Origin of the sequence: Nocardioides sp. YR527 (assembly GCF_900101045.1) — a bacterium.
In the GTDB taxonomy this organism is placed as follows: domain Bacteria; phylum Actinomycetota; class Actinomycetes; order Propionibacteriales; family Nocardioidaceae; genus Nocardioides.
Map to the genome: position 1 here is coordinate 548,429 of NZ_FNFN01000001.1, position 22,609 is coordinate 571,037.

The following is a 22,609-nucleotide window of genomic DNA, read 5'->3' on the forward strand; positions in this document are numbered from 1 at the left end:
TGCACCGCCAGATCCGCTTCTGGCGGTGCAACTTCTTTGTGTGGCCCCTGAGGGTTGACGTGTGACGGCGATCACCCTACGGTCTCTCTGCAAGATCTTGCAGCAAGATTCAGCCTTCGACATAGGAGGAACCATGGCCAGACAATCCATCGCCAGATCCGCCATGGCTGCCGCACTTGCCCTCTCGGCGGGAGCTGCTGTCGCGCTCACGATCCCGGTCTCGGCCCCGGCACAGGCCGCGCCACCGGGAGACAAGGACGTCACCGCGGTGATGTTCGAATGGAACTTCGCCTCGGTGGCCCGCGAATGCACCGACACCCTGGGCCCGGCCGGCTACGGCTACGTCCAGGTCTCCCCACCCCAGGAGCACATCCAGGGCGGCCAGTGGTGGACGTCCTACCAGCCCGTTAGCTACAAGATCGCCGGCCGGCTGGGCGACCGCACCGCCTTCGAGAACATGATCGACACCTGCCACGCCGCCGGCGTGAAGGTCGTCGCCGACGCCGTCATCAACCACATGTCCGCGGGCTCCGGCACCGGCACCGGCGGCTCGTCCTACAGCAAGTACGACTACCCCGGCCTCTACTCCTCCTTCGACCTCGACAACTGCACCGCCCAGATCAGCAACTACCAGGACCGCACCAACGTCCAGGAGTGCGAGCTGGTCGGCCTCGCCGACCTCGACACCGGCGAGGGCTACGTACGCGGCAAGATCGCCGGCTACCTGAACGACCTGCTCTCGCTCGGCGTCGACGGCTTCCGGATCGACGCTGCCAAGCACATGGCCGCCTCGGACCTGGCCAACATCAAGTCCCGGCTGAGCAACCCCAACGTCTACTGGAAGCAGGAGGCGATCTACGGCGCGGGCGAGGCGGTCTCGCCCCGCGAGTACCTCGGCAACGGTGACGTCCAGGAGTTCCGCTACGCCCGCGACCTGAAGCGGGTCTTCAACAACGAGAACCTCGCCTACCTGACCAACTTCGGCGAGGGCTGGGGCTACATGTCCTCGGGCAGCTCGGCCGTCTTCGTCGACAACCACGACACCGAGCGCGGCGGCGACACCCTGAACTACAAGGACGGCGCCAACTACACCCTGGCCAACGTCTTCATGCTGGCCTGGCCCTACGGCTCGCCCGACATCAACTCGGGCTACGAGTGGAGCGACAAGGACGCCGGACCGCCCAACGGCGGCAGGGTCAACGCCTGCTGGCAGGACGGCTGGAAGTGCCAGCACGCGTGGCCGGAGATCAAGAAGATGGTCGCCCTCCGCAACACCGCCCGCGGCCAGTCCGTCACCAACTGGTGGGACAACGGCGCCGACGCCATCGCGTTCGGTCGAGGCAGCAAGGCGTACGTCGCGATCAACCACGAGTCCGGCTCGCTGACCCGCACCTTCCAGACGTCGCTGGCGGCCGGCACCTACTGCGACGTACAGACCGGCAACAACGTCACCGTGAACGGCTCCGGTCAGTTCACGGCCACCCTCGGGTCCAACACCGCCCTCGCGCTGCACGTCGGCGCGATGAGCTGCAGCTGACCCGCCGTCCGGCCGTCCGGCGCCACCCCGTGGGCGCTGGGCGGCCGGCCTCCACCGCATGCCCCGCACAATCCAGAGAGGCCCCTCAAGGTGAATCGAAGAAGTGGCGCACACGGCGCGCCCCGCTTGGCCGCGACCGCGCTCGCGACCGCACTGCTCGCCACGGCGCTGCAGACGGCCATGCCGGCCTCGGCAGCCGAAGCCCCGAAGCCGCCGTCGGACGCCAAACTGGCCGCCGAGCCGGCTCGCCACGACGCGACGAAGGAGCAGTTCTACTTCGTGCTGCCCGACCGGTTCGCCAACGGCGAGACCTCCAACGACAAGGGCGGCCTGACCGGCAGCCGCACCTCGACCGGCTTCGACCCCACCGACAAGGGCTTCTACCAGGGCGGCGACCTCCAGGGCCTCACCGACCGCCTCGACTACATCAAGGGCCTCGGCACCACCGCGATCTGGATGGCGCCGATCTTCAAGAACAAGCCCGTCCAGGGAGAGGGCGCGAACGCCTCGGCCGGCTACCACGGCTACTGGATCACCGACTTCACCCAGGTCGACCCGCACTTCGGCACCAACGAGGACCTCGAGACCCTCGTCGACGCGGCCCACGCCAAGGGGATGAAGGTCTTCTTCGACGTCATCACCAACCACACCGCCGACACCGTCGACTACGCCGAGAAGAAGTACGGCTACCGCCCCAAGGGCGCCTTCCCGTATCTCGACGCCGAGGGCCGCCCCTTCGACGACGCCGACCCGGCCGCTGACCGGGTGACGGTCGACGAGGACTCGTTCCCCTACACCCCGGCCAACACCGGCGAGATGGTGCCGTCCTGGCTCAACGACCCGACGCTCTACCACAACCGAGGTGACTCCACCTGGGAGGGCGAGTCGACCACGTACGGCGACTTCAGCGGCCTGGACGACCTGTGGACCGAGCGTCCCGAGGTCGTCGAGGGGATGACGAAGATCTACCAACGATGGGTCCGCGACTTCGACATCGACGGCTTCCGCATCGACACCGTCAAGCACGTCGACCTGGACTTCTGGACCGAGTGGGCCACCGCTCTGGATGCCTACGCCGCCAAGCAGGGTCGCGAGGACTTCTTCATGTTCGGCGAGGTCTACTCCGCCGACAGCGACATCACCTCGCCGTACGTCACCCGCGGCCGTCTGGACGGCACCCTCGACTTCCCGTTCCAGGACGCCGCCCGCGCCTACGCCTCGCTCGGTGTCCCCGCCGAGCGGCTCGCCAAGGTCTTCGCCGACGACTACAAGTACGCCTCCGACAAGGCGAACGCCTACGAGCAGGTCACCTTCCTCGGCAACCACGACATGGGCCGGATCGGCACCTTCCTCGCCGCCGACCACCCCGATGCGACCGACGCCGAGCTGGTCCAGCGCGCCCGGCTCGCGAACGAGCTGATGTTCCTCTCCCGCGGCAACCCGGTCGTCTACTACGGCGACGAGCAGGGCTTCACCGGCGCCGGCGGCGACAAAGACGCCCGCCAGACGCTGTTCGCCTCTCAGGTCGCCGACTACCTCGACGACGACCAGATCGGCACCGACCGCACCCATGCCGAGGACGCGTACGACACCACCCACCCGCTGTACGAGGCCATCGCCGCACTGGCGAAGCTCCGCAAGGACAACCCCGCGCTGACCGGCGGCACCCAGCAGGAGCTCCACGCCGAGGACTCCGTCTACGCGTTCTCCCGCACCGGGGACGACCGCGAGTACGTGGTCGCGGCCAACAACGCCACCGAGGCGAAGACCGTCACCCTGCCCGTGGAGTCGGCCGCGTTCGAGACGATCTACGGCGGCGAAGGGACCGCGAAGGCGAAGGACGGCACGATCGAGGTGACCGTCCCGGCGCTCTCCTCGGTCGTCCTGCGTGCCGAGGCAGAGCTCCCCGCGGCCGGCGCGAAGCCGACGCTGTCCCTGACCGCCCCGGATGCCGGCGTGACCGGCATGGTGACCCTGAGCGCCGACCCAGGGGAGACCTCCGACGCCCGCGTCGTCTTCGCCGCCCAGGTCGGCAACGGCAAGTGGCGCACCCTCGGCTCCGTCGACCACGCCCCCTACAAGATCACCCAGTACGTCCCCGGGACCGTCGCCCCCGGCACCGCTCTGCGTTACAAGGCCGTGGTGGTCGACCGTGGCGGACGTACGGCGAGCGCCCTCGCCGAGACCACCGCCGGAGCAGCACCCGAGGCCGAGAACCCGAGCGCCGTCGACCGCGACTACGCGGTCGTGCACTACCGGCGGGCTGACGGCGACTACACCGGTTGGACCCTGCAGGCAGGGGACCCCGGGAATGAGCTCAGCGGCGAGTTCAGCGGCCGCGACGCGTACGGCGCCTTCGCCTGGGTGAAGCTCCCCGACGGCGCCTCCTCGGTGACGTACAGCGTCGAGAAGGACGGCACTGCCGACGGTGCCGAGCGGACGATCGACCTCGCCGAGACCGGCGAGGTCTGGGTCGAGGCCGGCACCGACGGCCAGGAGACCACCAGGCCCGACGGCGTCTACCCGGAGCCCGACACGTCCAAGGCGGTCATCCACCTGCACCGCGCCGACGGCGACTACGAGGGCTGGGGCCTGCACACCTGGACCGGCGCGGCGACCCCGACCGAGTGGTCCAAGCCGCTGCAGCCCACCGGCAAGGACGCCTACGGCGCCACCTTCGAGGTGCCGCTGGTCGACGGCGCCACCTCGCTCAACTACATCGTCCACAAGGGCGACGAGAAGGACATCCCCAACGACCGTTCGCTCGACCTGACGACGTACGGGCACGAGGTCTGGCTCAACTCCGGTGACACCGGCTACCTGCTGCCGTCGGTCGGGTCGGCGCCCGAGCTCGACCTGGCCAAGGCGCAGGCGCAGTGGATCGACGAGACCACCGTCGTGCTCCCCGAGGAGATGGCGAGCGGCTCGGCGCTGTCCACCCAGCTGGTCTACGACCGCGACGGCGGCATCACCGTCGAAGACGGTGCCCTCAGCAGCGAGGGCCGCTGGCTGCGGCTCCAGACCACGTCCCTGACCGACGCGCAGAAGGCGGAGTTCCCACACCTGAAGGACTACACCGCCTTCACCGTGGACACCCGTGACCGCGACCGGATCCGGGGCGCTCTCGCCGGCCAGGTCGTGCTCACCCGGCGCCTCGGCAACGGCGCCCTGGTCACCGGCACCGGCGTGCAGACCCAGGGCATCCTCGACGACCTCTACGCCGCGAAGGCCGCGAAGGCGGAGCTCGGCCCGGTGTTCAAGGGCAGCAAGGTCACCCTGTCCGTCTGGGCGCCGACCGCCCATGAGGTGAGGCTCGAGCTCGGCAGGACGTCGGTCTCGATGCGCCGCGACGACGCCAGCGGCGTCTGGTCGGCGACCGGATCCGCCTCGGCCTGGCGCGGCAAGGAGTACCGCTACGCCGTGACCGTGTGGGCGCCGAGCGTGCAGAAGCTCGTCACGAACAAGGTCACCGACCCCTACTCGGTCGCGCTGACCACCGACTCCGAGCGCAGCCTCGTAGTCGACCTCGGCGACAGGTCGCTCGCTCCCCAGGGCTGGTCGAACCTGAAGAAGCCGAAGGCCGTGTCCATGAAGGACGCTCAGATCCAGGAGCTCCACATCCGCGACTTCTCGGTCGAGGACGAGACCAGCGACGATCCGGGCGGCTACCTCGCCTTCGCCGACAAGGACAGCGACGGCTCCAAGCACCTGCGGAAGCTGGCCGGGTCCGGCACCTCGTACGTCCACCTGCTGCCGGCCTTCGACATCGCCACCATCCCGGAGAAGAAGGCCGACCAGACCACGCCCGACTGCGACCTCGCCTCCTATGCCGAGGACAGCGACGAGCAGCAGGAGTGCGTCGCCGCGGCGGCAGCGAAGGATGCGTACAACTGGGGCTACGACCCCTACCACTACACGGTCCCGGAGGGCTCCTACGCCTCCGATCCCGACGGCACCGACCGGACGGTCGAGTTCCGGCAGATGGTGAAGTCGCTCAACGAGGACGGTCTGCGGGTCGTGATGGACGTGGTCTACAACCACACCACCAGCAGCGGCCAGGCGAAGACGTCGGTGCTCGACAGGATCGTGCCCGGCTACTACCAGCGGCTACTCGCCGACGGCTCCGTCGCCAACTCGACCTGCTGCGCCAACACCGCCCCCGAGAACACGATGATGGGCAAGCTCGTCGTCGACTCGATCGTGACCTGGGCCAAGGAGTACAAGGTCGACGGCTTCCGCTTCGACCTGATGGGCCACCACCCCAAGGCCAACATCCTGGCCGTCCGCAAGGCCCTCGACGCCCTCACCCTCGCCAAGGACGGCGTCGACGGGAAGTCGATCATCCTCTATGGCGAGGGCTGGAACTTCGGTGAGATCGCCGACGACGCCCGCTTCGTGCAGGCCACCCAGAAGAACATGGCCGGCACCGGCATCGCCACCTTCAGCGACCGCGCCCGAGATGCCGTACGCGGGGGCGGTCCGTTCGACGCCGATCCTGGCGTCCAGGGCTTCGCGAGCGGGTTGTTCACCGACCCCAACACCTCGGCGGCCAACGGCACCGAGGCGGAGCAGAGGGCCCGGCTGCTGCACTACCAGGACCTCATCAAGGTCGGGTTGTCCGGGAACCTCGCCGACTACTCGTTCACCGACACCGCGGGCAACCAGGTCAAGGGGTCGCAGGTCGACTACAACGGCTCGCCGGCCGGCTACGCGGCCGAGCCCGGAGACGCGCTCGCCTACGCCGATGCCCACGACAACGAGTCGCTCTACGACGCGCTCACCTTCAAGCTGCCCGCCTCGACCAGCGCCGCGGACCGCTCCCGGATGCAGGTGCTCGCGATGGCGACCGCCGCGCTCTCGCAGGGCCCGGCGCTCTCTCAGGCCGGCACCGACCTGCTGCGCTCGAAGTCGCTGGATCGCAACTCCTACGACTCCGGCGACTGGTTCAACGCCATCCACTGGGACTGCCAGGACGGCAACGGGTTCGGCCGAGGCCTACCGCCGGCGGCCGACAACGAGGACAAGTGGCCCTACGCCGAACCGCTCCTGTCCGCGGTGTCGTCCCCGGACTGCGCGGACATCGAGGGGGCCTCGGCCGCCTACCAGGACCTGCTGAGGATTCGTACGGACGAGCCGGCCTTCCACCTGTCCACCACCGGGCAGGTCCAGGAGAAGCTCGGGTTCCCGCTCTCGGGCACGGACGAGACGCCGGGTGTCATCACCATGCGCCTCGGTGACCTCGTGGTCGTCTTCAACGCGACCACGACGAGGCAGCAGCAGAAGGTGGCGGGCGCCGCGGGCGCCGACTACCGGCTGCACCCGACCCAGGCCGAAGGCTCGGACGACGTCGTGAAGGCGGCCACGTTCGAGTCGGGCTCGGGCACCTTCACGGTGCCTGCCCGGACGGTGGCGGTCTTCACCCGCTGACCCGCTCGAGAACGGGCGCGGCCCCGGCTCGTCGAGCCGGGGCCTGCGGCTTCCTGGTCAGGAAGCTCGGCGTCAGATCAGGAGGGGCTGTTGCCGGCGATGGCGCCGACCACGACGAGCGCGATGACGACCAGGGCGGCGATGACCATGAGGCCGGCCGGGCTCCGGAAGTCGAACATGGGGATTCCTTTCGGCTAGTTCGGCGACAGGCGTCGAGTGGGGACCGATGGCCTGCGGACGCGTCGGGAGAGCCGGATACGGCGATACCCGTGGCATCGCGTATACATAACCAGCCGAGACGACAACGCGCGTAGGGTCGAAGGTCCCAAGTTTTACCGAAGCTCTTCACTTCAGAATGGATATGTGATATGGCAACATTCCGCCTGGCGAGCTTCTGTAAAGACTAGCTGGCCGCCGGCAGGGTCCCCGACCGGGGATCGCCGACCCTGCCGAAGCTGTGAGGCCGGTCACCCCAGCCCGGCGGCATGCCGTCCGGCCCGTCGACCGAAGTACGACCCGTCGCCGAGCTGCATGCCGGAGGCGTAGCCCTTGGCATCCTGCGCGAGGTTGGCCGCGCAGGCGCCGGCGGCGTAGAGGCCGGCGATCGCGGAGCCGTCCTCGCGGCGTACCTGTCCTTCGACGGTGGTCGCCAGGCCGCCCATGGTGAACCCGGCGTACATCGCCTTGCCGAGCGAGAGGTCATAGGCGCCCCACGGACCGGTGTCCTGCGGCTCGGTCCACTCCGGCGCCTTGTGGAGCTCCGGGTCCTCGCCGTCGGCGGCGTGGGTGTTGTAGGAGGTCAGGGTGGCGTTCAGGGTCTCGAAGGGTACGCCCAGGCCGGCCGCCATCTCCTCGACCGTCTCCCAGCCGTCGATGAATGGGCACAGCGGCATCTTCGGGTGCTCGATGTGCGCGGAGTCGACGATGAGGAACGCGGCCGAGTCCGGCTGCTCCATGACGAAGGCGGCCGTACGCGCGTGGTAGGAGTCCTCGGCCACGAACCGCTCGCCGTGCTTGTTGACGATGATCCCGGTGAGCAGGATCGAGGGCGGGTAGAACGGAGCGGTCTGGAACGGCTCGTCCATGAACCGCCAGCGGCCGCCCGCCGATGCGCCCAGGCGCAGTCCGAGACCGTCGTCGTAGGTGGAGGCGAGCGGGAAGAGCTTCTCGCCGAGGCTCGGGGTGTGCTCGGCGACCATGTCGGCGTTGCCGACGAAGCCGCCGGCGGCGAGGATCACCGCCTTGGCGCGGATCGCGCCGCGCTCCTCGAAGCGTCGCCAGGCCAGGCCGACGACACGGCCGTCCTCGATCACCAGGTTGGTGGCACCGGTCTCGTAGCGGATCACCGCCGACGTCTCGGCCAGCCGGTCGGCCATCCGGTCCACGACCAGCTTGGCGCCGCCGGTGTCGCCCGGGACCGGCACCTTGTGGCCGCGCGGCGCCGGGACGGCGAGGTCACGGAACGGGTGGACCTTCTCGTTGCCGGTGTACATCAGCCCCTCGGTGCCGGGCTGGATGACGGCCTTGCCGGGCCAGAACGTGCGCTCGAACTCGAACCCCAGCGCCTCGAGCCAGTCGAAGTGCTCGACCGAGTCGTCGCAGTAGGCCCGGATCTTGTCGTCCTCGGGCTCCTTGGAGACCGCGTGGATGTAGTTGAACATCTCCTCGGCCGAGTCCTCGATCCCGGTGGCCTTCTGCACCGCGGTGCCGCCGCCGAGATAGAAGTGGCCGCCGGCCATCGCCGAGGTGCCGCCGGGCTCGGCGGCACGCTCCAGGAGGATCGTCCGGGCGCCGGCCCGGGCCGCCTCCAGCGCCGCGGCCCCGCCGGCCACGCCGAAGCCGACCACGATCACGTCGGTCTCCTCCGACCAGCCGCCGAAGCGCTCCTCGACGTCGGAAGGGGAGAGTACGTCGGGGAGAGTCGTGCCGCTCATGCTCATCGCCCTCGCCTCCCGCTGGTTGAGCCGCCGGAGCCGCTAGGCGGAGGCGTGTCGAGACCAACACAGCCCCCACGGGACGCGGATCGACTGTGTTGGTCTCGACACGGATTCGCTCGTTCCTCACGAATCCGGCTCGACCGACGTACGCGGCTCATCGTGCCTCCAGGTGGCAGTCGGCGAGGACCGGGGCGCCGTCGCGGGCAGGATCGTCGGACGAGATCGTGGCCCTGACCAAGATCCTCGGCTCTTCGTCCCAGGCCTCGATCGAGATCGTCTCGCCGGGGAAGACGATCCCCGCGAACCGGGCGCCGAACCCGGCGACCCGGGTCGCATCCCCGTCCAGAAGCAGGGCGGTCGCCTCGCGCAGCACGATCCCGTAGGAGCACAGCCCGTGCAGGATCGGCTTCGGGAAGCCTGCCTTCGCGGCGAAGGCGGGGTCGGCGTGCAGCGGGTTGCGGTCGCCGCACAGCCGGTAGAGCAGCGCCTGCTGCTCGGTGACGTCGTACGCAGCCACGGCATCCGGCGCGCGGTCGGGGACCGGCAGCGCCGTCGAGGGCCCGCGCTCGCCCCCGAAGCCGCCCTCGCCGCGTACGAAGATCGAGCTCCTGACGGTCCACAGCGGATCGCCGGAGGGGGTCGTGGCGGTGCCCTCCTGGACGATCACGGCAGCCTTGCCCTTGTCCCAGACCTCGGCGATCCGGGTCGAGACGACGGCCTCGCCCGAGGTTGGGATCGGGCCGTTCACCTGGATCTCCTGGGAGCCGTGGAGCACCGAGGCCAGGTCGATGTCGCAGCCCGGCAGGTCGAGCGAGGGCGGTTCGGTGACGTGGAAGGTCGGTGCCACGACCCCGAAGGAGGGCAGCACGGAGAGGGCATCGGAATCGAGCGTGTAGCGCAGCGCGGCCGGGTCGGTCGCGTCGCCGGGACGCGAGCCGGCGCCGATGCCGAGGTGGTAGAGCAGCACGTCGGACGAGGTCCACGAGAACGACTGGGACGGCAGCGACGCGCCGATGGCCTTGGTCGGGTCGATGGGCATCAGTTGGTCTCCTTCATGGCGCAGTCCTCGGCAGCCAGGTAGCCGAAGACGAGGGCGGGGCCGATGGTGGCGCCGGGGCCGGCGTAGGTGCGGCCCATGACGGCGGAGGAGACGTTGCCGGCGGCGTACAGGCCCTCGATGGCGGAGCCGTCGGGCCGCAGCACGCGGGCGCGCTTGTCGGTGACCAGGCCGCCCTTCGTGCCGAGGTCGCCGGGGGCCATCTTCACCGCGTAGAACGGCGCCTGGTCGATCACGTTGAGCGAGCAGTTCGGCTTGACGGTGGGGTCGGAGTAGTACTTGTCGTAGGTCGACTCGCCCCGGTGGAAGTCCTCGTCGACGCCCGACTCGGCGAAGCCGTTGAACCGGGCTAGCGTCTCGCGCAGGCCGTCGGCGGGCACCTCGATCTTCTCCGCCAGCGCCTCCACGGTCGACGCCTTCACGACGACGCCGTCCTTGAGCCAGCGCCCCGGGAAGGGCTGCTTCGGCCCGAGCCCGGCGAAGATGTAGCGGTTGCGGTAACGCTGGTCGAAGACCAGCCACGCCGGGACGTGGGAGACGCCGGTCTCTTGTCCGCGGTAGATCTCGTGGACGGCCTCGACGTAGGGGAGCGCCTCGTTCATGAACCGCTTGCCGGCGCCGTTGACGATGATCGAGCCGGGCAGGTTGCGCTCGGCGAGGGCGAACCACGGCCGCCCCGGGAACGGGATCGTCGGGCCCCACCAGGACTCGTCCATCAGGTCGGTGTCGGCTCCGGCTGCGATCCCGGCCAGGATCCCGCCGCCGGTGTTGCTGTGGGCGCCGGTGGTCCACTCGACCGAGGTCGGGGCGGGCAGGTACTTCTCCCGCATCTCCAGGTTCCGCTCGAAGCCGCCGGAGCCGAGGATCACGCCGCGCCGCGCCCGGATCACCGTCGTCGGGCCGTCCTCGCCGCGGCGTACCTCGACACCGACGACCCGGCCGCCCTCGGTGACCAGGCCGACCAGCTCGGTCTCGTAGCGGATCGGGACGCCGGCGTCGATAAGCCCCTTGCGCAGCCCGATCGCGAGCGCCGCGCCCATGGCGTACATCTTCTTGCCGCGCAGGCCGGCGAGGATGCGGGCGACCGCGATCTTGACCATCGTGATCGGGCCTCGGATCGTGCGCATGCCGAGGCTGATCTTGCGGAAGTCGGCCTGGGTGACGACCATGTTGGCCGGCGACTTCGTGTAGGGCGGGTGCAGCCGGCCGAGCTCCTCGCCGATCACCCGGGCGTCGAGCGGGACCGGCTCGACGGAGCGGCCGGCGCCGCGGCCGCCGGGGGCCTCGGGGTGGTAGTCGGCGTAGTCGGGGACCCACGTGAACCGCACCGGGGTCTTGTCGCAGACGAAGGAGAGCACCTCCGGGCCGCGGCCGAGGAACGTCTCGCGGCGATCCTTCGGCACGACGTCGCCGACGATCGACTCGAGATAGAGGCTGGCGGCCTCGGGGGAGTCCTTCTGGTGGGCCGCCTCGAGGGCGTGGTTGCGGGGGATCCAGACCCCGCCGCCCGAGCGGGACGTCGAGCCACCGAAGTACGCGCTCTTCTCGATGACCACGGTCTCGAGCCCGTGACGGCGCGCGGCCGCCAGTGCGGCGGTCATCCCGGCGCCTCCGGCGCCCACGACCACGACGTCGTAGGTCTCCTCGTCGGACTGTCCCATGGTGCTCCTCAACCTCGTGCCATCAGGCGGCGCTATCTAAGAACTGAAACACGTTCTACCATAGACGACAGTCGACGAAACACGCCCAGGGACTCGACAAAACTGAAACGTGTTCTAGTATTGATCCATCGGCAGCGCACCAACCGCGCCGTCCGAGGACATCTGGGACACCATGCAGGAAGGCAGAGCGGTGAGCGAACCGACACAGCGCCCCCACAAGGACGCACAGACCGTCAGGGACGGGGTGCAGGACCTGCTGCCCACGATCAGGGACCGTGCGGAGGAGACCGAGCGTCTCCGGGTCGTGCCCGAGTCGAGCGTCAAGGAGCTGGAGGAGGTCGGCTTCTTCAAACTGCTGCAGCCGACCCGGTTCGGCGGTCTCGAGGCGGACCCGGTCGACTTCTACACCTGTGTGCGCGACATCGCCTCGGCGTGCGGATCGACCGGCTGGGTCTCCAGCGTCCTGGGCGTGCACCCCTGGCAGATCGCGCTCTTCGACGACGAGGCCCAGCAGGCGGTCTGGGGTGAGGATCCCGACACGCGCGTCTCCTCCTCCTATGCACCGGTGGGCAAGGCGGCTATCACCGAGGGCGGATTCAACCTCTCCGGGCGCTGGTCGTTCTCCTCCGGCTGCGCACACGCGACCTGGGTGCTGCTCGGTGGCCTCGTCTTCAACGACGAGGGCCACGTGGTCGACTTCCGTACGTTCCTGGTGCCGCGCGCCAGCTACGAGATCGTCGACGTCTGGAACGTCGTCGGCCTGGCCGGCACCGGCTCCAACGACATCGTGGTCGAGGACGTCTTCATCCCGGAGGCCTTCACGCTCTCGATGGCCGAGACCGGACGCTGCAAGGGCCCCGGTCAGGCGGTCAACACCGGCGACCTCTACAAGCTGCAGTTCCACTCGCTGTTCACCACCACGATCACCACGCCGATCATCGGCATGGCTCGCGGCGCCTACGAGGAGCACGTGACCATGCAGCAGAACAGGGTCCGTGCCTCCTACGGTGAGAAGGCATCCCTGGACCCCTTCGCCGCCGTACGCGTGGCGACCGCCTCTTCCGACATCGACGCCGCCTGGGCGCTGCTGATGGGCAACATCCGCGAGCAGCAGGCCTACGTCGCCCGCGGGGAGAAGATCCCGATCACCCAGCGGCTGCGGATCCGCCGTGACCAGGTCCTCGGCACCCAGCGGGCGATCGACGCGATCGACCTGCTCTTCGAGGCCTCCGGCGGCCGCGCGCTGGCTTCGGGCACGCCCCTGCAGCGCGCCTGGCGCGATGCCCACGCGGGCCGTGTCCACGCGGCCAACGACCCCGAGCGGGCGCTGCAGATGTACGGCGCCTCGGAGTTCGGGCACAAGGTCGACCCGGGGATGTACTGATGGCGCTCGTGAAGGAGGACGTCGCCCACGACGTCGCGATCAAGACCGAGGCCGCGGGCGAGATCACGCTGCGCTACTACGATCTCGGGTCGCCGGCCGATGACCGCCTGCCGCTCGTCATGCTTCACGGCGGGGGTCCCGGGGCCTCGTCGTGGTCCAACTTCGGCTCCGCGCTGGAGGGCTTCGCGGCCGACTTTCGCACGATCCTGGTCGACCAGCCGGGCTTCGGCGCCTCCGACAAGCCGGAGGTGGTGGGCAACTACTACCGCTTCGCCGGCGACGCGGTGATCGCCCTCCTCGACGAGCTGGGCCTGGAGAAGGTGCACCTGCTGGGCAACTCGCTCGGCGGCGGGACCGCGATGCGGATCGCTCTCACCTATCCGGAACGAGTGGGCCGGCTGGTGCTGATGGGGCCGGGCGGGCTCTCGCTCAACCTCTTCCATGCCGATCCCACCGAGGGCGTACAACGCCTGATGGACTTCTCCGGCGACCCGACCCGGGAGGCGCTCAAGGCGTTCATCTCGACGATGGTCGTGAACCAGAAGCTGGTCACCGACGAGCTGGTCGAGGAGCGGTTCGCGGACGCGACCGCGCCCGGTGCACGCGAGGCGATGGCGTCGATGGGATGGTCGTTCTACAACCCCGAGACGGCCGAGGACGGCATGCTGTGGCGCGAGGCGCACCGGCTCAAGCACCACACCCTGCTCACCTGGGGACGCGAGGACCGGGTCAACCCTCTCGACGGCGCGTTCCCCGCCCTGAAGCTGATCCCCAAGGCGCAGCTGCATGTCTTCCCGCGATGTGGGCACTGGGCACAGATCGAGGCGGCCGACGAGTTCCGCGAGGTCGCCGTCTCGTTCTTGAAGCGGCACCGCGAACGCAATCCCGAGGAGAAGTCATGACGATCGACCTGAAGTCGATGGGATACGTACGCGTCACCAGCACCGACCTGGAGGCGTGGCGTACGTTCGCGGAGAAGGTCCTCGGGCTGGTGACGGCCAAGGGTCCGAACCCGGAGCACCTCTACTACCGCATCGACGAGGTCTCGGCCCGGCTCGTGATCGAGCCGGGCGAGGTGGACCAGCTCGGCTGCGTGGGCTGGGAGGTCGCCGACCACACCGCGCTGGCGCAGGCCCGCGAGCACCTGGAGAAGTCCGGGGTCGAGGTGGAGGAGGGCACCCCCGAGGAGCTCGCCGAGCGCCGGGTGCAGGAGATGCTGCGCTTCCGCGACCCCTTCGACAACGTCTTCGAGCTCTTCCACGGCATCACCTACGAGCGCCGTCCCGCGGTCTCGCCCTACGGCCACACCTTCGTGACCGGTGAGCAGGGGATGGGCCACGTGGTGATCCCGGTCTCCGACGACGTCGAGGCGCTGGAGTTCTACCGCGACACGCTCGGGTTCCGGCTGCGCGACTCGATGAGCATGCCCGGCGAGTTCGCCGGCAAGGAGCCGGGCACGAAGATCTGGCTGCGCTTCCTCGGGATCAACCCGCGTCACCACTCGCTGGCGTTCCTGCCCTTCCCCAACGACTCCAAGTGCGTCCACATCATGCTCGAGGTCGACAAGCTCGACGACGTCGGCCGAGCGCTGGAGCGGGTGAAGAAGTACGGTGCGAAGCTGTCGGCGACGCTCGGGCGGCACATGAACGACGAGATGGTCTCCTTCTACGTGAAGTCCCCGGGTGGTTTCGACATCGAGTTCGGCACCGAGGGACTGCAGGTCGACGACCAGAGGTGGGTCGCCCGGGAGTCCACGGCCGTCTCGTACTGGGGTCACGACTTCGGCGTAGGCCAGTGATCGGGTATGCGTATAGAGGTGCCTGACGGGATGTCTCCCGATGCCGCCGAGAGCTGGCCGCATCCCGAGCTGATCGAGTCCTTCCACGGTCGCTTCGACTTCGAGGCGCCACCGTCCCCGCCGGAGACCCCTGCCGACGCGGAGGCGGACGGCCGGTTCCGTACGGTGCTGGGCCGGTTCGCCTCCGGGGTCACGGTGATCGCGGCGCAGACCGCGGAGGGGCCGGTCGGGATGACCTGCCAGTCGTTCTCCTCGGTCTCGCTGCGGCCGCCGCTGATCCTCTTCGCGCCGACGAAGTCGTCGCGCGCCTGGGCCCGGATCCGTCGCGCCGGGCATTTCTCGGTCAACATCCTCGCCGCCGGCCAGGAAGCGGTCTCGAACCAGTTCGCCTCGCGTGCCGCGGACAAGTACGCCGACATCTCCTGGACTCCGTCGCCCCACCACGGCGACCCGCACCTCGAAGGAGCCGTCGGCTATCTCGACTGCGCGGTCCACTCGGTCCACGAGGAGGGCGACCACTACCTCGTCGTCGGCCGCGTCCTGGACCTCGAGGAGGGCACCGCCACCGAGCCGCTGCTGTTCTTCCGCAGCAACTACCGAGAGCTGGGCTGAGGGCGGAGCGGGGTCAGGGAAGCTCGTCGAGGCGGCGGATCGCGGCCGCCTCGTCAGGATCGGGTTCGGGCTCGTCGAGGAAGGCCCCGGTCACCTCGACGGCGACATCGGGGGCCAGCCGCTTGAGGCTCATCGCGAGCACGTTGGCGTCGTTCCACAGCCGTGCGCCGCGGGCGATCCACGGCTCCCAGGCCAGTGCGGCGCGGACACCGGGGACCTTGTTGGCCGCGATCGCCGTCCCGGTGCCGGTCCAGCACATCACCACACCGATGTCGGCGCGGCCCTCGACGACCGCCCGGCCGATGCCGGCGCCCAGGTCTGGCCAGGAGGTGGTGGTGAGCACCTCCACCTCTCCGCGCTCGCGCAGGTGGTCGAGCACCGCCCGTGTGGTCTCGTTCTCGTCATCGGCGCCGAACACGATCCGCATGGTCCACAACCTATCCTCGGCCGCCACGTCCAGGGGTAGCGTCGGCGATCCTCGCCTGTCACACCCTGGTCTACTCCGACGATCCCACGGCCTGGTCGCGATGGTCCGGGTCCCCGGGGCCGACGACATCCAGATCTACCAGCCACGGCACCGCACGGCGTACGACGCCTGAGCTCAGGCGTGGGTGGCCGGTCCGCCCGGGCCGGTGAACTTGGCGCTGGGCTGGTCCTTGAGGCTGGTGGTGAGCTCCCAGGTGCGCTGGTAGCCGGTGTGGGAGATCCGCCAGCCCTGGGGCGTACGGGCGTAGCGGTCCTCGTAGAAGGCGGCGCCCTCGAGAGCGAACCCGAAGGCGGCGGCGAAGACCTTGTCGTGGAGGTACCAGCGGCCGGTGGCGATGTCGCCGTCGACGGCGATCTCGGGGTGATGGAGGTGGTGCATCGTGATGATCGTGTCGGGCAGATTGGTGCGCATGTAGTCGACCAGCTCGCCCGGTGAGGTGAACGAGAGCCCGGCGTAGTCGGCGGTGGCGTCATCGCTGAAGCAGGTGGCGAACTCATCCCACTGCTTGGTGTCGAGGAGGCGTACGTAGCGGTACTTCAGCTGCTCGATCTCCCTGGTGTCACTCATGGACCAAGCATAGTAGAACGTGTTCTACAAATGGGCGGCTGTGGGCTGCCGTTCTGCCACCGGTCGGCCGGATGTCACGACGAGGACCGTCTGCCAGGTGCAGGATCAAGGTGTGGACGCGATGGTCGAGCTGCGCGAGCGGCGGGCGGCGCTGCTGGCGAACCGCCATCTGACCTGGGTCTTCGGGACCGACGGACCGGGGGTACGGGTGGGCGAGGAGTGGGCCGGTGGCATCCGGCTGCGGGTGTGCACCCCGCGCTCCGGTGCGACCTCGCAGCGGCCGATCGTGCTGGTCCTGCACGGCGGTGGCTGGTGCTGGGGCTCGCCCGAGCAGTCCCGCTGGATGGCCGGGCGGATCGCGGCCCGCACCGGGGCCGTCGTGGTGGCGCCGGCCTACCGGCTCGCGCCGGAGCATCCCCATCCCGCGGCCGTCGATGACTGCTGGGCGGTTCTTCGGTGGCTGGTGGCGAACGCCGACCACCTCGGCGCCGATCCCGACCGGATCGCGGTGATGGGCGACAGCGCCGGCGGAACGCTCGCGGCCGTCCTCGCCCTGCGCGCCCGCGACGAGGGCGGACCCCGGATCCGCGGCCAGGTGCTGATCTATCCGCTCGTCGACCTCGTCGGCCTGCGAGGCCCGGGGCTTGGCAGCATCGTGGAGACCTACCTGGGCGGTGACGCGTCGCGCGCCGAGGCGTGGTCGGTCTCGCCGCTGCGAGCCGAGTCCCATGTGGGCCTGCCGCCCGCCCTGGTCCTCACCGCGCGCTTCGACCCGCTGCGCCCGCACGCCGAGCGCTACGCCGAGGCGCTGCGTACGGCTGGGGTGGAGGTCGCCGTGCACTGTCCGGACCTGGCGACCCATGCCTACCTCACCCTGCCCGGCCTCTCGCCGGCCTCGCGAGGAGGTCTGGCCCGAGTGGTGAGCTTCCTCGGCGGCGTACTCGGCAGCCGGGTCAGCTGAGGTCGAGGCGGCCGGCGAGCTTGTCGAGGTAGGTGAGTACGCCGGCCGGCTCGGTGTCGGGGACGCCCCAGATCAGCTCGTCGGCCACCGACCACTCGGCCAGGTCGTCGGGCGTCGGCCGCTTCGCGACGAGCACACGGACCTCGGGCTTGCCCTCGCGGCCGGCCGACTCCCACTCGTCCTGCAGCGTCTTCACCTTGTCGCCGATGCCGGCCTCGGTCGGGGTCGACATCCAGCCCTCCGCGTTGCGGGCGATCCAGCGCAGCGTCTTGGGGCCGCCGCCGGCGCCGACGATCGTCGGGATCCGGCCCTGCGGCGGCTTCGGGTACGCCCAGGACGGCCCGAAGGAGACGAACTCTCCCGCATAGGCGGCCTCCTCCTCGGTCCACAGCGCCCGCATCGCCTCCAGGTACTCCTTCAGCGCGGTGCGCTTGCGGTCGCCCGGGATGCCGTGGTCGGCGAGCTCGTCGGTGTTCCAGCCGAACCCGACCCCCAGCGAGACCCGGCCGCCGGAGAGGTGGTCGAGGGTGGCGATCGTCTTGGCCAGCGTGATCGGGTCGGACTCGACCGGCAGTGCGACCGCCGTGGAGAGCCCGATCCGCGAGGTCACCGCGGCGCAGGTCCCGAGCGTGACCCAGGGGTCGAGCGTACGCAGGTAGCGGTCGTCGGGGAGCTCGGCGCCGCCGGTCGGGTGCAGGGCGTCGCGGCGCACCGGGATGTGGGTGTGCTCGGGCACGTAGAACGTGTCGAAGCCGCGCTCCTCGGCGGCGGAGGCGAGCTCGGCGGGCGTGATGCCGCGGTCCGAGGTGAACAGGACGATGCCGTGGCGCATGACACAACAGTAGAACGTGTTCTAGTCTTTGTCGAAGGGATCACCGGGAGAGAGAAGTGAACATGGAAGCCGACTACATCGTCGTAGGCGCCGGGAGTGCGGGCTGCGCCACCGCCCGCAGGCTGGCCGAGAGCGGTGCCAGCGTCATCGTGATCGAGGCGGGCGCCAAGGACACCGCCTTCGGGATCAAGAACCTGCTCGAGCTCCCCGGAGCGGTCGCCGCGATGCTCTCCACGCCGCAGCTGAAGAAGCTGGTCGACTGGGGTTACAAGTCGGTCCCGCAGAGCGCCGCCCTCGACCGGGTCATCCCGATGACCCGTGGCAAGGTGCTGGGCGGGTCGTCCTCGATCAACGGCATGCTCTGGGTGCGCGGCAACCGCCAGAACTTCGACGACTGGGCGGCCGACGGCGCGACCGGATGGTCCTACGACGACGTGCTGCCGGCGTTCAAGCGGATGGAGGACTTCGAGGGCGGCGCCGACGAGTTTCGCGGCCAGGGTGGGCCGGTCAAGGTGCGCTACCAGAAGGACCTCACCCCGGCGACGCAGACCTGGCTCGACGAGGCGCCCAAGCGGCTCGGGGTCGGTGCGCTCGACGACTACAACGGCAAGGAGCAGGAGGGTGTCGGTGTCGTCCAGCTCTCGGCGTCCGAGGGGCGCCGCTACTCCGCGTCCAAGGCCTACCTGCGCGAGGACCCCCTGGACAACCTGCTGATCCTGACCAGGGCGCAGGTCACTCGGGTGCGGATCGAGGGCTCGCGCGCCACCGGCGTCGAGGTGGTCGGCGCCGACGGCGACAAGCAGACCATCAGGGCGACCCGTGAGGTCATCGTCGCAGCCGGCGTCTACGGCTCGCCGCACCTGCTGATGCTCTCCGGAATCGGTCATTCCGACCACCTCCGTGAACACGGCATCGAGGTCCACGCCGACCTGCCGGTCGGCGACAACTTCCACGACCACCTCTTCGTGCCGGTCTCCTTCCGGATGGACTCGGCGCTGCGGCGGCCGACGCCGGGCTACTTCGCCGCGGGCTTCGCCAGGTCGCGGATCACCCGCAAGGGCTGGGCGGCCGGATCGCAGTTCGAGGCCTTCGGATTCGTACGCAGCGCCCTGGCCGATCAGGTCCCGGACCTGCAGCTGCACGTCCTCTACTGGGTCTACCCGTTCCCGAACCAGGACGGCGACAAGGCGATCCGCCCGCCGACGAACAAGCCCGGCCTGTGCATCCTGCCGACGTTGATCTACCCCGAGAGCCGCGGCACCGTACGTCTGGCCAGCGCCGACCCCTCCGCGCACCCGTTGCTCGACCCGGCCTACCTGAAGTCCGGCAAGGACACCGAGGTGCTTCTGGACGGCATCGCGAAGGTGCGCGAGATGATGGTCGGCCTGGGCGACAACCAGGGCGAGATCACGCCGGGCCCGGACTACGCCGATCCCCAGGCGACCCGCGAGCTGCTGCCCAACATCGTGCACAGCGTCTACCACGGCGTCGGCACCTGCCGGATGGGCTCCGACGAGCGCGCGGTCGTCGACCCGTCGCTGCGGGTGAAGGGCATCGACGGCCTGCGCGTGGCCGACGCGAGCGTGATGCCCTCGATCACCGGCGGCAACACCAACGCGCCGTCGATCATGATCGGCGAGCGCGCCGCCGACCTGATCCTGGGTGCCTGATGTCCGACCTGCTGCTCCGCGAGGACCGCGACCGTGTCCGTACGCTGACCCTCAACCGCCCCGACCAGCTCAACGCCTTCAACTCGGCGCTCTACGCCGAGGTCGCGGAGGCGCTGTATGCGGCGGCCGAGGACCCGGGGGTGGCCGTGGTGGTGCTCACCGGAGCCGGCCGGGCCTTCTCTGCCGGCCAGGACCTGCTGGAGATGGCCGAGCTGGCGGAGGGGGAGTCCTCGGATCTCTTCGGTGCCGACTACGGCTTCATCAAGCTCGTCAAGGCGCTCGAGGCCCTCGACAAGCCGCTGGTCCTGGCGATCAACGGGATCGGCCTGGGGATCGGGCTGACCATCATCGGGTACGCCGACCTGGTGCTGATGTCGACCTCGGCACGCCTGAAGACTCCGTTCACGAGCCTCGGCGTCGCGCCCGAGGCGGCCTCCTCCTACCTGCTGCCGCGGCTCGTCGGACGGCAGGAGGCGGCCTGGATCCTGCTCTCCTCGGAGTGGGTCGGCGCCGAGGATGCCCTCCGGATGGGACTGGTGTGGCGGCTGGCCGAGCCAGACGCGCTCGCCGCCGAGGCGCACCAGGTGGCGGCCACGCTGGCCAAGCAGCCGATCTCCAGCCTCCGGGCGGTGAAGGCGACCATGACCGCACCTCTGCGTGAGGGGGCGGCCGCCGCGCGGGAGCGGGAGAACGCGCTCTTCGCCGAGCTGATGGGCGGCCCGGCCAACGCCGAGGCGCTGGCTGCCTTCGCCGAGGGGCGGACGCCGGACTTCACCAAGCTCCCGCCTGGAGTGTGAAACGTGTTCCAGATTTCTCTTGCGATGAGATAGAACACGTTCTAATCTGGACACATGTCCAGTCAGGTGCACGACGCCGTCGGCCGTGGTCTCGACGGCCGTCAGGCGCGTACGTTCGAGCGGCTCCTGGCCGCCGGGTCCGACGAGCTGCGGGCGGTCGGTCACGAGGCACTGACCGTGCGCGGGGTGGCGGCGCGTGCCGGGGTCTCCTCGGCCACGGCCTACACCTACCTCGCCTCCAAGAACCACCTCTTCGTCGAGCTCTTCTGGCGCCACCTCACCGAGGCGTCTGCGGTCGAGGAGGCCGGCTCGCGGGCGGAGCGGGTGCAGGCGGCCGTACGCGGTCTGACCAACCGGATCGCCGACGAGCCTTCGCTCGCGGCGGCGGTGACGCCGGCGCTGCTGGGCTCGGACGCGGACGTCGAGCGGCTGCGGCTACGGATCGGAGCCGAGTTCGCCTCTCGGTTCGAGGCGGCGCTCGGGGACGGTGCCGACGGGGCGGTCGGGGAAGCACTGCTGCTCGCCTTCTCCGGCGCACTGCTGCAGGCGGGCATGGGCCTGATGACCTACGACGAGATGGCCGACCGGCTCGCGCCGGTGGTCGCCGTGATCGTCGGGAGAGAGTGAGATGACCAGCACCACCACCGAGATCTTCGATCCCTACGACTACGACTTCCACGAGGACCCCTACCCGGTCTACGCCCGGCTGCGGGACGAGGCGCCGCTCTACTACAACGCCGCCGACGACTTCTGGGCGCTCTCCCGGCACGCCGACGTACACGCCGCGGTCAAGGACGACGTCACCTTCTCCAACCGGATGGGGGTCTCGCTCGACGCCAGCGCCTGGAACGCCGACGCCCATCGGGTGATGTCCTTCCTGGCCCTGGACGGCAAGGAGCAGACCCGGCTGCGGAAGCTGGTCTCGGCCGGGTTCACACCGCGGCGCGTACGCGAGTTGACCCCGCAGATCCAGGAGCTCGCCGACCACTACCTCGACGCGCTCTCGGAGGAGGAGGGCGAGGTGGACTGGATCGCCGGGCTCGCCGGCAAGCTCCCGATGGACGTCATCTCGGAGATGATGGGCGTCCCGGTCGCCGACCGCGACGAGGTGCGCCGCCTGGCCGACCTGGTGGTGCACCGGGAGGACGGCGTACGCGACGTGCCGGAGGCCGGGATGACGGCCGCGCTGGAGCTGATCGGCTACTACGCCGAGATGGTCGCGCAGCGGCGCAAGCAGCCCAGCGAGGACCTCACCTCGGCGCTCATCGAGGCCGAGGTCGACGGGGACCGACTGGTCGACCACGAGGTGATCGCGTTCCTGTTCCTGATGGTCGTGGCGGGCAACGAGACCACCACCAAGCTCCTCGGGAACGCGCTCTTCCACCTCGGCGCCCACCCCGATCAGCTCGCCGAGGTGTTCGCCGACCCGGGCGAGAGCGCGCTGGTGGGCCCGTGGATCGAGGAGACGCTGCGCCACGACACCTCCAGCCAGATGCTGGCCCGCTACGTCGCCTCGGACGTCGAGCTGCACGGCCAGGTGGTCCCCGCCGGTTCGAAGCTGCTCGTCCTGCTCGGCTCGGCCAACCGCGACGAACGTGTCTTCACCGCACCGGACGTCTTCGACGTCCACCGCCCCTCCGACGAGCTCGGCAGGATCATGAGCTTCGGTGTCGGCCGGCACTTCTGCCTCGGCGCCAACCTCGCCCGGCTCGAGGCCAAGGTCGTGCTGGCGGAGCTGGTGCGGCGTACGTCCGGGTTCGAGGTCCACACCGACCGGGCGGTCCGCGTGCACTCGACGAGCGTGCGCGGGTTCGCGCTGCTGCCCGCCACGTTCGGCTGGAGGTCGCGGTGAGCGGTGGGGATGTTCACCGAGCTACCTCGG

General features: G+C 69.8%; 17 protein-coding genes. 11 read left to right on the forward strand and 6 right to left on the reverse strand.

Going from position 1 to position 22,609, the window contains the following annotated elements; all coding sequences use genetic code 11:
* Window positions 1–133: 133 nt before the first annotated feature.
* On the forward strand, window positions 134–1,537 hold the full coding sequence (locus BLT25_RS02635) for an alpha-amylase (RefSeq protein WP_256328413.1): 1,404 nt from the start codon (window positions 134–136) through the stop codon (window positions 1,535–1,537).
* Window positions 1,538–1,663: 126 nt separating this feature from the next.
* On the forward strand, window positions 1,664–6,964 hold the full coding sequence (gene pulA, locus BLT25_RS02640) for a pullulanase-type alpha-1,6-glucosidase (protein WP_218131213.1): 5,301 nt from the start codon (window positions 1,664–1,666) through the stop codon (window positions 6,962–6,964).
* 467 nt (window positions 6,965–7,431) lie between these two features.
* Here pulA and BLT25_RS02645 read toward each other — a convergent pair whose 3' ends face one another.
* From BLT25_RS02645 to kstD, 3 genes are all read right to left on the reverse strand, one after another.
* Window positions 7,432–8,898 carry an FAD-binding protein gene (locus BLT25_RS02645; RefSeq protein WP_091041568.1) on the reverse strand — a complete coding sequence of 489 codons (1,467 nt, stop codon included), beginning with the start codon at window positions 8,896–8,898 and terminating at the stop codon, window positions 7,432–7,434.
* A gap of 157 nt (window positions 8,899–9,055) precedes the next feature.
* A complete protein-coding gene (locus BLT25_RS02650; protein WP_091041571.1) occupies window positions 9,056–9,940 on the reverse strand; it encodes a MaoC/PaaZ C-terminal domain-containing protein in 885 nt (294 codons plus the stop codon).
* Complete coding sequence (gene kstD / locus BLT25_RS02655) at window positions 9,940–11,619, reverse strand: 3-oxosteroid 1-dehydrogenase (RefSeq protein ID WP_091041573.1); 1,680 nt, start codon at window positions 11,617–11,619, stop codon at window positions 9,940–9,942. The genes BLT25_RS02650 and kstD overlap by 1 nt, the downstream gene beginning before the upstream one ends.
* Before the next feature lie 190 nt (window positions 11,620–11,809).
* On the opposite strand from kstD, the gene hsaA reads away from it, so the two are divergent.
* From hsaA to BLT25_RS02675, 4 genes are read left to right on the forward strand one after another with little or no spacing between them, the layout of a single operon-like run.
* A complete protein-coding gene (gene hsaA / locus BLT25_RS02660; RefSeq protein ID WP_091041575.1) occupies window positions 11,810–13,003 on the forward strand; it encodes a 3-hydroxy-9,10-secoandrosta-1,3,5(10)-triene-9,17-dione monooxygenase oxygenase subunit in 1,194 nt (397 codons plus the stop codon).
* A complete protein-coding gene (hsaD, locus tag BLT25_RS02665) occupies window positions 13,003–13,905 on the forward strand; it encodes a 4,5:9,10-diseco-3-hydroxy-5,9,17-trioxoandrosta-1(10),2-diene-4-oate hydrolase (protein ID WP_091041578.1) in 903 nt (300 codons plus the stop codon). The genes hsaA and hsaD overlap by 1 nt, the downstream gene beginning before the upstream one ends.
* Window positions 13,902–14,801 carry an iron-dependent extradiol dioxygenase HsaC gene (gene hsaC / locus BLT25_RS02670; protein ID WP_091041580.1) on the forward strand — a complete coding sequence of 300 codons (900 nt, stop codon included), beginning with the start codon at window positions 13,902–13,904 and terminating at the stop codon, window positions 14,799–14,801. Before hsaD ends, hsaC begins: the two co-directional genes overlap by 4 nt.
* A gap of 30 nt (window positions 14,802–14,831) precedes the next feature.
* The gene (locus tag BLT25_RS02675; protein ID WP_091041583.1) at window positions 14,832–15,413 is read left to right on the forward strand and encodes a flavin reductase family protein; all 582 of its coding nucleotides are present in this window, start codon (window positions 14,832–14,834) and stop codon (window positions 15,411–15,413) included.
* A gap of 13 nt (window positions 15,414–15,426) precedes the next feature.
* Here BLT25_RS02675 and BLT25_RS02680 read toward each other — a convergent pair whose 3' ends face one another.
* Both BLT25_RS02680 and BLT25_RS02685 read right to left on the reverse strand, forming a co-directional pair.
* Entirely contained in the window at window positions 15,427–15,840 is a 414-nt protein-coding gene (locus tag BLT25_RS02680; RefSeq protein ID WP_091041586.1) for an RpiB/LacA/LacB family sugar-phosphate isomerase, read from the reverse strand.
* Between the two features lie 174 nt (window positions 15,841–16,014).
* On the reverse strand, window positions 16,015–16,467 hold the full coding sequence (locus BLT25_RS02685; protein WP_091041588.1) for a nuclear transport factor 2 family protein: 453 nt from the start codon (window positions 16,465–16,467) through the stop codon (window positions 16,015–16,017).
* A gap of 121 nt (window positions 16,468–16,588) precedes the next feature.
* Here BLT25_RS02685 and BLT25_RS02690 point away from each other — a divergent pair, with 121 nt between their 5' ends.
* On the forward strand, window positions 16,589–17,428 hold the full coding sequence (locus BLT25_RS02690; RefSeq protein ID WP_091042432.1) for an alpha/beta hydrolase: 840 nt from the start codon (window positions 16,589–16,591) through the stop codon (window positions 17,426–17,428).
* On the opposite strand, the gene BLT25_RS02695 is transcribed toward BLT25_RS02690, so the two are convergent.
* A complete protein-coding gene (locus tag BLT25_RS02695) occupies window positions 17,421–18,260 on the reverse strand; it encodes an LLM class F420-dependent oxidoreductase (protein ID WP_091041590.1) in 840 nt (279 codons plus the stop codon). The genes BLT25_RS02690 and BLT25_RS02695 overlap by 8 nt on opposite strands.
* A gap of 62 nt (window positions 18,261–18,322) precedes the next feature.
* Here BLT25_RS02695 and BLT25_RS02700 point away from each other — a divergent pair, with 62 nt between their 5' ends.
* Genes BLT25_RS02700 through BLT25_RS02715 form a run of 4 tightly spaced genes read left to right on the forward strand, consistent with a single transcriptional unit; the run spans window position 18,323 to window position 22,579 of the window.
* The gene (locus tag BLT25_RS02700; RefSeq protein WP_091042435.1) at window positions 18,323–19,930 is read left to right on the forward strand and encodes a GMC family oxidoreductase; all 1,608 of its coding nucleotides are present in this window, start codon (window positions 18,323–18,325) and stop codon (window positions 19,928–19,930) included.
* Window positions 19,930–20,727 (forward strand): enoyl-CoA hydratase/isomerase family protein, encoded by a 798-nt coding sequence (locus tag BLT25_RS02705; protein ID WP_218131215.1) that lies wholly within the window; start codon window positions 19,930–19,932, stop codon window positions 20,725–20,727. Before BLT25_RS02700 ends, BLT25_RS02705 begins: the two co-directional genes overlap by 1 nt.
* Window positions 20,728–20,781: 54 nt before the next feature.
* The gene (locus BLT25_RS02710) at window positions 20,782–21,354 is read left to right on the forward strand and encodes a TetR/AcrR family transcriptional regulator (RefSeq protein ID WP_091041593.1); all 573 of its coding nucleotides are present in this window, start codon (window positions 20,782–20,784) and stop codon (window positions 21,352–21,354) included.
* 1 nt (window position 21,355) lies between these two features.
* On the forward strand, window positions 21,356–22,579 hold the full coding sequence (locus BLT25_RS02715; protein ID WP_091041596.1) for a cytochrome P450: 1,224 nt from the start codon (window positions 21,356–21,358) through the stop codon (window positions 22,577–22,579).
* Window positions 22,580–22,609 lie beyond the last annotated feature (30 nt).